Source organism: Paenibacillus sp. USHLN196, from assembly GCF_037144955.1.
Lineage (GTDB): Bacteria > Bacillota > Bacilli > Paenibacillales > Paenibacillaceae > Paenibacillus > Paenibacillus xylanexedens_C.
The window spans coordinates 356,589-369,274 of the sequence record NZ_JBBCYH010000001.1; the positions used below are offsets into that span (position 1 = coordinate 356,589).

14 protein-coding genes and 2 pseudogenes are annotated in these 12,686 nt (G+C 43.8%); 10 read left to right on the top strand and 6 right to left on the bottom strand.

Annotated features, from left to right (window positions below; translation table 11 throughout):
* Nucleotides 1–19: 19 nt before the first annotated feature.
* From map to WFI24_RS01495, 3 genes and pseudogenes are all read right to left on the bottom strand, one after another.
* A complete protein-coding gene (gene map / locus WFI24_RS01485; RefSeq protein WP_336758215.1) occupies nucleotides 20–766 on the bottom strand; it encodes a type I methionyl aminopeptidase in 747 nt (248 codons plus the stop codon).
* A gap of 6 nt (nucleotides 767–772) precedes the next feature.
* On the bottom strand, nucleotides 773–1,081 hold the full coding sequence (locus WFI24_RS01490; protein WP_336758777.1) for a hypothetical protein: 309 nt from the start codon (nucleotides 1,079–1,081) through the stop codon (nucleotides 773–775).
* 99 nt (nucleotides 1,082–1,180) lie between these two features.
* Nucleotides 1,181–1,357 (bottom strand): annotated as a pseudogene (locus WFI24_RS01495) (TetR/AcrR family transcriptional regulator); the annotation flags it as partial.
* 522 nt (nucleotides 1,358–1,879) lie between these two features.
* Between WFI24_RS01495 and WFI24_RS01500 the strand changes: the two are divergent.
* The 8 genes and pseudogenes from WFI24_RS01500 (at nucleotide 1,880) to WFI24_RS01535 (ending at nucleotide 6,967) form a co-directional block, all read left to right on the top strand.
* Nucleotides 1,880–2,080: a cation transporter gene (locus WFI24_RS01500; protein WP_336758217.1), complete on the top strand. Its 201-nt coding sequence runs from the start codon at nucleotides 1,880–1,882 to the stop codon at nucleotides 2,078–2,080.
* Between the two features lie 29 nt (nucleotides 2,081–2,109).
* On the top strand, nucleotides 2,110–4,344 hold the full coding sequence (locus tag WFI24_RS01505) for a heavy metal translocating P-type ATPase (RefSeq protein WP_442956178.1): 2,235 nt from the start codon (nucleotides 2,110–2,112) through the stop codon (nucleotides 4,342–4,344).
* 28 nt (nucleotides 4,345–4,372) lie between these two features.
* Nucleotides 4,373–5,251, top strand: coding sequence for a hypothetical protein (locus tag WFI24_RS01510; protein WP_336758218.1), 879 nt, complete (start codon nucleotides 4,373–4,375; stop codon nucleotides 5,249–5,251).
* 16 nt (nucleotides 5,252–5,267) lie between these two features.
* Nucleotides 5,268–5,897: a nitrite reductase gene (locus WFI24_RS01515; protein WP_336758219.1), complete on the top strand. Its 630-nt coding sequence runs from the start codon at nucleotides 5,268–5,270 to the stop codon at nucleotides 5,895–5,897.
* A gap of 5 nt (nucleotides 5,898–5,902) precedes the next feature.
* The gene (locus WFI24_RS01520; protein WP_336758220.1) at nucleotides 5,903–6,106 is read left to right on the top strand and encodes a heavy-metal-associated domain-containing protein; all 204 of its coding nucleotides are present in this window, start codon (nucleotides 5,903–5,905) and stop codon (nucleotides 6,104–6,106) included.
* Nucleotides 6,107–6,139: 33 nt separating this feature from the next.
* Nucleotides 6,140–6,379, top strand: coding sequence for a glutaredoxin family protein (locus tag WFI24_RS01525; RefSeq protein ID WP_237175136.1), 240 nt, complete (start codon nucleotides 6,140–6,142; stop codon nucleotides 6,377–6,379).
* 94 nt (nucleotides 6,380–6,473) lie between these two features.
* A pseudogene (locus WFI24_RS01530) lies at nucleotides 6,474–6,545 on the top strand (4Fe-4S domain-containing protein); the annotation flags it as partial.
* A 92-nt stretch (nucleotides 6,546–6,637) separates the two neighbouring features.
* Nucleotides 6,638–6,967 carry a metal-sensitive transcriptional regulator gene (locus WFI24_RS01535; protein ID WP_047843212.1) on the top strand — a complete coding sequence of 110 codons (330 nt, stop codon included), beginning with the start codon at nucleotides 6,638–6,640 and terminating at the stop codon, nucleotides 6,965–6,967.
* A 359-nt stretch (nucleotides 6,968–7,326) separates the two neighbouring features.
* Here WFI24_RS01535 and WFI24_RS01540 read toward each other — a convergent pair whose 3' ends face one another.
* The 3 genes from WFI24_RS01540 to WFI24_RS01550 all read right to left on the bottom strand — a co-directional run bounded on the left by WFI24_RS01540 (nucleotide 7,327) and on the right by WFI24_RS01550 (nucleotide 9,775).
* A complete protein-coding gene (locus WFI24_RS01540) occupies nucleotides 7,327–7,779 on the bottom strand; it encodes a hypothetical protein (protein ID WP_336758222.1) in 453 nt (150 codons plus the stop codon).
* 41 nt (nucleotides 7,780–7,820) lie between these two features.
* Nucleotides 7,821–8,267: a hypothetical protein gene (locus WFI24_RS01545; RefSeq protein WP_336758223.1), complete on the bottom strand. Its 447-nt coding sequence runs from the start codon at nucleotides 8,265–8,267 to the stop codon at nucleotides 7,821–7,823.
* 137 nt (nucleotides 8,268–8,404) lie between these two features.
* The gene (locus tag WFI24_RS01550) at nucleotides 8,405–9,775 is read right to left on the bottom strand and encodes a TolB family protein (RefSeq protein WP_336758224.1); all 1,371 of its coding nucleotides are present in this window, start codon (nucleotides 9,773–9,775) and stop codon (nucleotides 8,405–8,407) included.
* Between the two features lie 146 nt (nucleotides 9,776–9,921).
* Between WFI24_RS01550 and WFI24_RS01555 the strand changes: the two genes are divergently transcribed.
* Together WFI24_RS01555 and WFI24_RS01560 are read left to right on the top strand one after the other, a co-directional pair.
* On the top strand, nucleotides 9,922–10,860 hold the full coding sequence (locus WFI24_RS01555) for a copper amine oxidase N-terminal domain-containing protein (protein WP_336758225.1): 939 nt from the start codon (nucleotides 9,922–9,924) through the stop codon (nucleotides 10,858–10,860).
* A 783-nt stretch (nucleotides 10,861–11,643) separates the two neighbouring features.
* Nucleotides 11,644–12,612: a LacI family DNA-binding transcriptional regulator gene (locus WFI24_RS01560; protein WP_336758227.1), complete on the top strand. Its 969-nt coding sequence runs from the start codon at nucleotides 11,644–11,646 to the stop codon at nucleotides 12,610–12,612.
* The last annotated feature ends 74 nt before the right edge of the window (nucleotides 12,613–12,686 follow it).

Here is a 12,686-nt window from a genome sequence, read left to right on the forward strand (position 1 = left end):
ATTGGTCGACTTCTTTTTTCTATTGCGCGGTCAGAATTTGTGGACCTTCAGCTGTGATGGCGATCGTGTGCTCGTATTGAGCGGCAAGCTTGTTGTCCATCGTCCGTGCGGTCCAGCCGTCAGAATCAAGTGTCATAAAGTAGGTGCCTTCGGTGATCATGGGCTCAATCGTGAACACCATACCCTCCTTGATGCGGAGGCCTTTTCCGGGCTTGCCTACATGCATATACGTTGGCTCCTCGTGCAGGTCACGGCCGATGCCATGGGCTAGAAGGTCGCGTACGACACCGAAGCCGTGCGATTCCGCATGCCGTTGAATCACGCTTGTTACATCCCCGAGTCGATTGCCGGGCTGCGCCTGCTCGATGCCCAGGTCAAGACATTCCTTCGTGACACGCATCAACTTCTCGGGCGTCGGTGAGATTTGCCCAACCGCATAGCTCCAGGCCGAATCGCCGAGCCAGCCGTCTAGCTCCGCGACCGTGTCGATCGTCACAATATCGCCTTCCTCAAGTGGCTTATTGCTAGGGAAGCCATGTGCGATTACGTCGTTGACGGAGGCACAGGTCGCATATGGATACCCCTTGTATCCCTTTTGGTAGGGCTTGGCGCCGTGCTTCAAAATAACGTCCTCGAATATGCGCTCAATCTCATTGGTTGTGATGCCCGGTTTGATGAGTGGGGCAATTGTACGATGGCATTCAGCCACCACTTGACATGCCTTACGGATGGATTCGATTTCATGCTTGCTTTTTAAAATGATCATGTTGTATCAAGACCCCTTCGTAATAGCTTGCATAGCGAGTCGGGCGATTCGATCAACGTCCAGGTCGGAATTGCCCGCATAGTAGTGGACACCACAGCAACCGACCAGCACAGCAAACATATGGTCGACGCTGTCGTCTTCGCACTGGGCGATCGTTTGGAGTGGTACGTACAGCCGTTCCATAAATCTTCTCTTGGCGTGATGTCGATCCCTCTCAGGCAAGCCTGTATAATGCTCCGCTGCCATTTTGTAGACGAGATATGCGCGAGCGTCTGATTGCCAGAGCTGGAGCAGCGCTGTACAATACGTCAACAACTGTCCGTCATCCGAGGGGCTGTCGGTGATATTCGCCCATTGTGTGATAACTTGCTCGCATCGCTCGAAACCGCTACCCAACACATCTTCTATTAATAAATGCCGGTTAGGATAATAATGGTATACTGTGCCGTAACCAAGCCCTGCCTCGCGGGCGACATCGCGAATATCAAAGCTGCCTCCGGTGCGAAAGTAGGAGCGCGCGGCGACGTCCAGGATCTGTTCTCTGCGCTGCATACGTATGAGCTCATTTTGTTCTTTAGTACGGGGGCACATGGACGTGAGGACCTCCTTTTATAGACCTACATATTTGTCGATATAAAGATAGTAACGCATGGAGTAGAGAAATGCAAAAGTTGTGTTCGATGAAATGAAGATTTGAAAGAAGAATTAGGCCGCAATAATAAAGTTGTAGACCCGACGCAGGCGTTAAGCTAACTGGAAACATTAGATCAATAAAATGAAGAAGGTAGCCGACCAACGTGATCGGCTACTTTTGTTCATTTAACGGACAGATTAGTGCGAAGTAATAGGATAAATGTCGGGGGACAAGAACATGGTCCGATTACCAATCAGCGTATAACTAATCCGTTCTTCTCTCCATAAATTCATTGAGCTAACGAGAAAGATAGTGAATATAGGATATGGGGGTATAAAAAGATGTTGACTAATATAGGGTAGGGGGGTATAGTATAAAACAAGAGCTCGATGAGACCTGAAAAACTGGCCTCGAGAGTTTAGCCCATCGTTTAGGTCAAACTAAACCAAAAAATCACCCACAAGAAGGGACGAAATAAGATGAAAAACATTGTATTGAACGTACAAGGTATGAGCTGCCAACATTGTGTAAACTCCATCGAAGGTGCTCTGAAAGAAATCGGAGTGAGTGGCAAGGTGAATCTCAGTGATGATTCGGTTGAAGCGACGTATGATGAAAATCAAGCCTCCTTGGAGCAAATAAAAGAAGTTATTGAAGAACAAGGCTACGAAGTAGCGTAAGCAATGGACGATGAGGGGAGTGAGTTATTGTGGCAACAACAGCGGCTCAGACGAAACAGTCGAGTATACAAATTACAGGTATGACCTGTGCAGCATGTGCGAACAAAATTGAAAAAGGCCTGAACAAGCTGCCCGGCGTGACTAACGCTTCAGTAAACTTCGCCATGGAAACGGCCCGAGTTGAATTTTCCCCTGGTGAAGTTTCCATCGAAGACATGAAAAACAAGGTGAAAAAACTCGGTTATACGGCGATCGTCAAGCAAGACGGTACCAGTAATGGTGCAAGTGACCATCGTGCTAAAGAACTGAGTAATCAAAAACGGAAATTACTGATTTCGGCGATTCTTTCCTTGCCGCTGTTGTGGACTATGGTAGGTCACTTCTCGTTCACTTCATGGATCTATGTACCGGAATTGTTTATGAATCCGTGGTTCCAACTAATCCTGGCTACACCAGTACAATTTTATATTGGTAGACAGTTCTATGTGGGTGCGTATAAGGCTCTCCGGAACGGGAGTGCCAACATGGATGTGTTGGTATCACTTGGTACCTCTGCAGCCTACTTCTATAGCTTATATTTGACCATTCAATGGTCAAGTATAGCTAACGGTATGCATCACGGTCCATCCCTGTATTATGAAACGAGTGCGGTCCTAATTACCCTGGTTCTTATGGGTAAATTGTTTGAATCACTTGCGAAAGGTCGAACATCAGAAGCTATTAAATCACTGATGAGTCTGCAGGCGAAGACAGCATTAGTGGTTCGGGATGGCAAAGAGCTTACCATTCCAGTGGATGAAGTCATTGTAGGAGATGTTGTCCTTATTCGTCCAGGAGATAAAGTCCCTGTAGACGGAGAGGTGCTGGAAGGAATCTCATCTGTAGATGAATCCATGCTTACAGGTGAAAGCCTTCCAGTAGAGAAAAAAGCCGGAGATGCTGTGATTGGAGCTACAATTAATAAAAACGGTATTCTTCGGATCAAAGCAACCAAAGTGGGTAAAGAAACCGCACTTGCACAAATTATTAAGGTTGTTGAAGAAGCTCAAGGATCAAAGGCACCAATTCAACGGGTAGCCGATGTGATCTCGGGTATATTTGTCCCGATCGTTGTAGGTATTGCAATAGTTGCTTTCTTGGTTTGGTACTTCTGGGTTACACCAGGTGATTTTGCAGGTTCGTTGGAAAAAGCAATTGCGATTCTTGTTATCGCTTGTCCTTGTGCACTTGGACTTGCAACACCAACATCCATTATGGCGGGGTCTGGTCGTTCGGCTGAGCTAGGAGTGTTGTTCAAAGGCGGGGAACATCTGGAGCAGACGCATAAAATTGATGCGATCATTCTGGATAAAACCGGTACTGTTACAAAAGGTAAACCTGAATTGACTGACGTCGTCGCTCTTGGCAATGAAAATGAATTCTTGAAACTTGTTGGTGCCGCGGAGAAAAATTCTGAGCATCCACTTGCGGAAGCCATCGTTATTGGCATCCAAAAACGAAATATCGAACTACCAGGAACTCAATCCTTTGAAGCAATTCCGGGCTTCGGAATCCAAGCAACGGTTGAAGGTAAACAACTGCTCGTGGGTACACGTCGACTGATGGAAAAGGTTAACATCGATGCAAAAGCAGCTTATCATTCGATGTCACGTTTGGAAGAAGAGGGCAAAACCGCCATGTTGGTTGCGATTGATGGCCAGTATGCAGGTATGGTCGCTGTAGCAGACACGATTAAAGAAACTTCGAAAGCTGCAGTGAGCCGTCTGAAAGAAATGGGCATTCAGGTCATTATGATTACAGGAGACAATGAACGTACGGCGAAAGCCATCGCCGCTCAAGTAGGTATTGACCATGTTCGTGCAGAGGTCTTGCCTGAAGGAAAAGCGGAAGAAGTGAAAAAACTGCAATCTCAAGGTAAAAAAGTGGCCATGGTTGGCGATGGTATCAACGATGCACCGGCTTTGGCAACTGCTGATATTGGTATGGCGATTGGCACGGGGACAGATGTGGCGATGGAAGCGGCTGATGTAACACTCATGCGCGGCGATCTATCCAGTATTCCTGATGCAATCTATATGAGTCGTAAGACCATGAACAACATTAAGCAAAACTTGTTCTGGGCGCTTGGTTACAACACCTTAGGCATTCCTATTGCAGCTATCGGTCTGTTAGCACCATGGGTTGCAGGCGCAGCGATGGCCTTGAGTTCGGTATCCGTCGTTCTGAACGCCCTGCGATTGCAACGCGTAAAAGTACGTCACTAGTCAAAGTACTAGAATAGGAGCGAACATAATGATGATGAGGAGTAAAAAAATCATGCTAATGTTAACCGGTGTTTTAGCTTTCGGTGTGTTGTCTGCTTGCGGAACCCCTAAAGAAAGTGCACATACAGATGGACATGGTGGTATGAATCATACGGAGATGAATTCTGAAACTGAAGGTGCGAGTCATGATCATGCAGGGCCTCATGCTGATTCAACAGCAAGTACCCTTAAAGCCTCGTTCTCCTTTGCATCAGATGTGAAGGCCAATGAAAATTCGCATCTGACAATCCAAATCACGGACGCTGATGGAAATCCGGTTAATGAGTTTGAAATGGGTCACGAAAAACTAATGCACCTTATCGTGGTGAGTAAAGATCTTTCTTACTTTAATCACATTCATCCTGATTATAAGGACGATGGGAAGTTTGAGATTGAAACTTCATTTCCAGCCGGTGGAGAATACAAAATCCTTGCCGACTTTGTTCCAAAAGGGGGAGCGAGTACTACACCCAGTGAATGGGTGAACGTTGGGGGGCCAGCAAAAGCCCAAGAGCCTGTTCAAGCGGATTCCAACCTTGTAAAAGAAGTGGATGGTAAAAAAATCGAACTTTCATTGACTAGCACAAAGGCCAACGAAGATGTAAATCTGACTTTTAATATCTTGGATGCGAAAACGAACGAAGGGATCAATAACCTGGAACAATACCTCGGTGCTGTAGGTCATGTTGTTATCCTTTCTGAGGATGCAGAGCAATATCTGCATGTTCATCCAACAGAGGAAAAGGCAACAGGTCCAAAAGCGGAATTTATGACCTCCTTCCCGCATAGCGGAATCTATAAAATCTGGGGCCAATTCCAACATGATGGGGAAGTCTTTACAGTACCTTTCGTAGTAGATGTAAAGTGAGTAGAGAGGTATGAGCATGGGAGATAAAATTAAAATAGCGATTAGTCCAGCAATCCAACTTGGTGGAAGCTTATTCACTCCGGAGCAACTAGTTAAAATCGGCGAGATTATTGGTCCAGATTCAAAAGTGGAGATGACACCCTTTAAGCAACTCTACGCAGAAGTATCGATTGAACAACGAGATCAGATCAAAAATGAACTTGAGAATCACGGACTTGAAGTAAATCCTGCAGGATTTGTAACCAAAAGTCTGATCGCTTGTAATTTTTGTAGAGGTGCAGAAGAAGCAGGCATGGAAACAGCCAAAAATTTAAATCAAGCCATTTCCGGTATCGATACGCCTGCACCACTCAAGATTGGATATGCAGGATGCGCCTTAGGCACTAGTGAACCGTTGATTAAGGATATTGGGTTCGTAAAGATGCGCGATAAGTTCGATGTTTATGTTGGTGGCGAGTCGAAGGGGCTTAAAACCTCCTTCGCCATGCTGCTAAGTTCCGGACTAACGGAGGATCAGCTTGTTCCCTTCGTTACCGCAATTATTGATTATTATAAGATGCATGCGAAAGGCAAAGAAAAATTCAGCAAATTCGTTAATCGAATGACACTGGAGAACTTGAGGACTATGACGATTGAAAGGGGGTGAAAAAAGTGAAAGAAACAACTGTAAAAATTCAAGGTATGTCTTGCCGTTCTTGTGTATCTAAAATTGAAGGTGCAATTAGCGCTCTTGGCGCTGAAGGCCATGTTAATTTTGAACAGGGAACCGTAGAAGTTCGATTTGACGAATCTAAAGTTCAAATCGCTGAAATTGAAGAAGCGATCCGTAGAAAAGGATATAACATCGGAGCGTAATATATAATGAAGTACAAGGGAGGGTAATTGTGCATGACGGAATCCATTCAGATTTATTCAATCCCAACCTGTAGCGATTGCAATTATGCTAAACGTTACTTTACAGAGCATGAACTTCCCTATACGGATTACAATTGTGAAGAAGATGTCAAGTACGCTGAGGAAGTATGGAAGTTGACTGGCAAACAGGTTGTTCCAACCATTGTCATTGGAGATAAGGTCTTTGTAGGATTTGCCGAAAATCTCACAGAAATCAGTGAGTTAGTGAAGTAACTCTTATGACCCCGGTCAACATTCGACCGGGGTTATTCTTAATAGAAATAACCCTTTAACTGATATATCGCTGTAGGAGGGAGGAGGGTATAATATGTCTAAATATACTTGTGTAGATAAAGATACTTGCATCGCTTGTGGTGCATGTGGAGCAGTGGCACCTGACAAGCCGTTCTCTTAGCACGTACCATGATACTTCTTGCTCCCTTTACATAGGGTAGGGGGGGATGGTAATGTGTAATAAAGGAGTTGATCTACTTGGATGATACGATACTTGAGGCCGCCTCATGTGACCATACATCTTCAAACGAGCGGAAAAGCCATCATTCGGAGAGTACGAAGCGAAAATTAATTAGCCGGTTGAATCGGATTGAAGGGCAAGTGCGTGGAGTAAAAGGAATGATTGAGAAGGATACGTATTGTGATGACGTGTTGCACCAAATTGCCTCCATTCAATCCGCGTTGAATGGAGTAGGAAAGCAGCTTTTGGAACATCATATGAAAAGCTGTGTCATTGAACGCATTTCAGAAGGCGATCACAAAGTTTTGGATGAACTGATGATAACTGTAAATAAGTTAATTAAATAAGCTAGAATCAAGGAGATACCCTCTTGTTTTATTCAGGCAAATGGCCCATCCAGGGTTACATCAAGGTTATTTATTATGGCTAGTGATGAAAAAAATGTCGGGAACAAAAACATGTTCCGTTGAAGTCGCTATTTTAGCGGCTTTTTTGTTTTATCGGTACAAGTTCGTGTACCGATCCAAGGACAAGAACTTGTACCGTTACATCAATTGACAAGCCAAACAGGATAATCAAGATTGTTCGGGCAGAAGAGGATTACAGTTGGCCTAAATAAAGGAAAACTCATGAATTCATGAGCTTTCCTTTTATTACGTGTAATCAAGCAAAAGAGAAAAGTTGATCCTCAATTAACTCATAGCTATTAATCATCGGAATAAACTGTAGCATTGAAACTTTCGGGTCCCAGGCGAACGTTGCTAACACTGAAGCTTGGATTATAGGTGAATGTAGCGTACGCAGAATAAATAAGTTGACCATTTCCAGGGGGAGGCACATTGTAATCAGAGCCAGTAAAACTGAATACGCAAGGACTGAAAAATTCATTGGCCAGAACGATTGTGCCCGCACGATAAACAAGCTGCTGTGAACTGCTCAATCCTCGGTACACTTCTATGACAAAATTCCCGTTAACAGGCAGCTGATTGGCAGTAACTTCGATAATACCCGAAAAAAACGTTCGGATGAACATTCCTGGATTGCTTACCTGTAGTCCAACTTGAGCAAATAATTGTGGGACTCCATTCGTGAAGCTGGGGGTTAAATTGTTCAGTCCGTTTGAGCCTTGGGAAGTCCGAACATCTAAAGTTTTAACCATGTGATTTCCTCCTTCCGTAAAGGAGTCATATAGAGTTGAAGTTAATCGTCGCTGTAAGTGACAGCATTGAAGCATTCCGGTCCAATGCGGGTGGCTTGTTCCATTCCGGATGCTGGCACGAATGTTGCATAGCAAGAATAGATTAGTTGTCCATTTATAGGGGGAGGCACATTGTAATCCGAACCTTCGAAACTTGCGAGTATAGTGTTGGTAGAAGTGAATATAGGCTGGGAAACGACATAAATAGGTTGGCCTGTATTAGTGGCCCCCCTGAAGATTTCCAGTCGAATAGTAGAGGGCAACGAAGATAAACTGGCCACTGAGAATCCATAGGTCCCATTAAACTGAGTACGGATGAGCGGTCCTGGATTAACAATGTTGAGTCCCACGATCCCAAGCAGGGTAGGTGTGTTTGATGGAAGTGGGATGTTGAGCGGAGTAATCCCTGTGGATGCGAGAGAAGTACGAGCGTCGAGTGTACGAACCATTTTCATTCCTCCAATCTATTATACTGAAATATCGTATGTTACTGATTCGAAAGAGTTTTCCGCTTATTGGAAAGAAGTTACAGTCCTAAAATAACAACAGAAAACGGAATTGAAAAGTACATTGTCCCGCCAACGTATTAAATTTGATAGTTAAAAGTAAGTGTCTTTCCCAGTGAAATCAAGTGATTTTGATCAGCCCATAAGATGAAATATGAATACGTAATTCCTTGAATCACAACAGGAGCAGGATATTTTACAATAAGTGCCGCCTGATTTCTCATTTCCACGGGTTGGTCTTCCGAAGGAAATATGAAACAGGCTTCTTGTGCTTGAATAACAGCAGGGAAAATTCGGGGGGTTGCCCCATAGGGTTTCAACATATGAAAAGCTTCCGCTCTGCATACCGCGTGAATTCCTTCCTCAGAAGAGATCGCGGATATCTGAAAAAATCCGTCCGCTCCTTCGAATCGTTCTTCGGTAACTTTGTGCCAGCTTCGCGGATAATAGAAAGATACCTTATATACCTGATTGAAATATAATCCATACGGATGAACATCATGCACTCGTGGTGACCATCTAAGAGCTGTAATCCACCTTGCTTCAACAATTTTGATCGGATTATTAGGGTTTCTTAAATCAATAATCCACATTTCGGTTGCTTGTTCTTGATTATTGCACCCTGATAAGTAAGCGATTCGGTTCCCATCTGGCGACCAACTTAAAGGGGTAGAGAAGCAGGTGGAGACCGCCCATGTTTTTTGTTGCCCTCCAACTCGGCTGTCGGTCTGGATTAAAGAAACATATTGATTATCCACGAAGTCGGTGGCACTGTATGCGATGAGTGAAGAGTCCGGGGACCATTCGGGGAAATAGTTTTTCGCCTGAGGGCCACCATTAAGTTGGTAGCTCGCTCCTGTTGTCAGGTTCACCGTAGTGATCAACGAAATGCTGGCTCCCGGGGATGTATATAGGGCAAATTCTCCGTTAGGTGATATTCTGACATTGTGGAGAGGACCCTCCGTATTTTGAGTTAATTGCTGTTTGATCATGCCATCTCGGTTGATTTTATATAGTTGGATATTGCCTGCTTCATCCGGAGCTGCAAACAGGAGAGCCTCTCCTGAAGGAAACCACTGGACATCGGTGGCTCCTTGTTGAACGATTGAACCGCTGGCATGGGAGTTGATATTGTAGATCACAATTCGTCCGTTTTTTACATAACTCAAGTATAGACTATCCGGCGACCAGCTCAGTAAAGTATAAGGGTCAATCTGATCAATTTGTGCCCATGCCCTGCTGTTTAGATTGAATACATACACGATATTTTTCTTGCCGATAAAGGCGATGTTCCGGACATCTGGCGACCAATATGGAATTGTAAAAGCCTCACCAAGATCCTGGGTTAGCTTCATGGTCTGACCTGTTAAAGGTTGATAAAGCCAAATGTCGTACGAACCACCTCCAACATTTGAAGTAAAAAGAATCGCTTCACGATAAGCAAAATTCATATTTGATGCCGCCCTTCAGGTTTGATTTCACTACAATGTATTCAAGAAAAGGAGATAGGCGAATTATTCGTAAAATTCCTATCAGAAAGTATTTATTCTGCCGATAATGAAGGAGCATATATTTTTTACTTCAGGAGGAATCGTCAATGAAAAAAACAGTTATCTTGCTAACCAGTCTGGCGCTAATGCTTGCCACCGCCGCAGGCACAACCTCAGCCAAACCGGGAAACACTCCACCCGGACAATCAGGTAAAGAGGTATCATCAAAAGCACCCAAAGACAAAGAAACTCCAATTGAGGAGAAACAAACCGAGGAAGCCTTCTTCAGTGCTGACACGGTCAGCACTGAAGAAGACAAAGTTAAGGATCCCTCAACATCGGAGACAGAGAATACAACCAACAATACAACCGAACCAACCGAATCCAAGAAAAAAGGCTCCAAAGGATACAAAGGTTTGCTAAATGCTATTCAACATGTGGAAGATAAACCTGCAGGTGCTGTACTAGCCGATATTTTGCTTACAAAATATGCGACTGAGCTGACGGACGAACAAATCAAAGAACTTGAAGCCATCATTGAAAAGGACAAGGCGTTGGAAACTGCAGCAGAAATGCTCGAAAAAAACGGTAGTGTGACTGACGCGGTGTATTTGCAGGAAGAGGCCATTAAATCCAATTTTAAAAACCTGGACCTGTACAAAACAATGGGAAAACTCAATGAAAAGGCGGGTAAAAAGAATGGGGTGAAGCTGTATGTGAACGGGGAAGCTTCTGACTCCGAACCTTTTGTCAAAAAAGGCAACACGTTTGTTCCTTTTCGCGCCATAGCTGAGTCTTTGAAAGCCGAAGTGGCATGGAATCCCGAAGAACGCTCCATCATTGTCACGAAGGATGGGGTGAGCATTAAACTTGTGGTTGACAGTAAGACTGCAACAGTTAATGGCAAAAACGTCTCTTTGGATGCGCCAGCCACTATTACAAAAGGCAGTACTTATGTACCCGTACGTTTCATAAGTGAGGCATTGGATGCAACCGTGCAATGGGAAGAAGAAAGTAAAACCGTCGTTGTTTATGAAGAAGAATAATAATATTGGATGATTATTATTCGACTTAAAAAGCGTTTAAGAGGGCTTGGTTGCTATGGGCAAGACGATTACGGGAACTCTTGAAGGAAATGATTATGAAGATATTTTTGCAATAAATGTAAATATACCAATGTAAGACGATAGCTCACAAACAAGGAGGCAGCCGATCAACGTGATCGGCTGTTTTTGTTTAACTAACTTTTTGAATGAAAACTGTGTTACAGATGGGAGTTCAAATGATGGAGAAGTGTCGCGGGACAAGAACTTGTACCGATTCCGAAAAAATGGCATTTGATTGAACGCCCTGAGCATTAAGCCAGAATAGCTCATGATCGAGTAGAGACCTCGTCTGGATATAAACAAGCCTGCAAGGAGGTAATGGTAAGAAACGCACGTTTAGTTTAAAAAAACACACAATGGTAGTGAAGCATGAGTCATTTTTAGGTTGTTGTTACACAAACTCCTTATCACGCGACCTGCAACAGTTGTGATAAAAATAGCTAAACGGAGGCAAACATGAAAGGAAAACTCATCCAACCTGAAATGCTTGACAATCATTAGCTGGTTTTTGTTTAAACGATGCCGCTTCTTGTCCATAGCTTAGAACTTGAACTGACAAGAACTTGCATCTATAGCCAATTAGATAATCACCTAAATGTAACCGTAACCAATCCCCATTCAGTAGGTAACCTAAACAGAAGAAAGCGGTTCAAAATTTATATTGAAACGTTTCCAATTCGATGATATGATGATTTTCATAAAAGAGATTAAGTGGGGGGTTAAATGTCAAGTATTAAAGATGTAGCCACCTTAGCTGGTGTAGCTGTAGGGACTGTGTCCCGAGTCATTAACAATTCAGGCTCTGTTAAACCCTCAACACGCAGAAAAGTTGAGAAGGCTATACAAGAGTTGAATTATATCCCTAATGAGATTGCACGAAATTTCAAAATGCGGAAGTCCAAGATGGTAGCCCTATTGCTCCCAAGTATCTGGCATCCCTTTTTTTCTGAACTGGCTTATTACATCGAAGATGAGTTGGACAGGGAAGGTTTTAAGCTTATGCTGTGCAACAGCGGCGGCAAACCTGAAAAGGAATTGTATTATCTGGATATGCTTCAGCAAAATAAAGTGGCAGGTATTGTCGGCATTACGTACAACGATATCGAAAATTTCGTAAGCAATGACATTCCGATTGTCAGTATCGACAGGCACTTCAACAAGAAAATCACATGCGTTACTTCGGACAATTATGAAGGTGGACGTCTAGCGTTAAGGGAACTTGTCAAAGCGGGAGCCCAAAAACCGGCTTTTCTGGGAAGTGTCACATCCGTTTTCAGCGAAACTATGAATCGGAGAGAAGGTTTTATTCATGAAGCCAAAGCAATGGGAGTCGACTATGTTATATACGAAAAGCCAGACCCGGTTGTAGATGATGATGCCTATTTTGGCGAGTTTCTAAAAGATCATCGGGATGTGGACGGCATTTTTGCCATTACCGATATGTTCGCCGCCAAATATATTGAAAGGGCAGGCAGGCAGGGCATTCGCGTTCCGGAGGATGTAAAAGTCATCGGATATGACGGCATTCAGGATCATACTTATTTCCATCCGATATTGTCAACGATCAGACAACCTGTAGAGGAGATGGCTCGTACGACGATCAGACTGCTCTACAAAAAGATCGATGGCGAAACATTGGACAGTGAAGTTTATCGTCTTCCGGTCATATTTAGACAAGGCGAAACGACTTGATTATTCCTCGAAAAAAATAATATACCTTTTAATTATTACTAGAAAAACATCAGCTGTTACGGCTGTTTCACCGG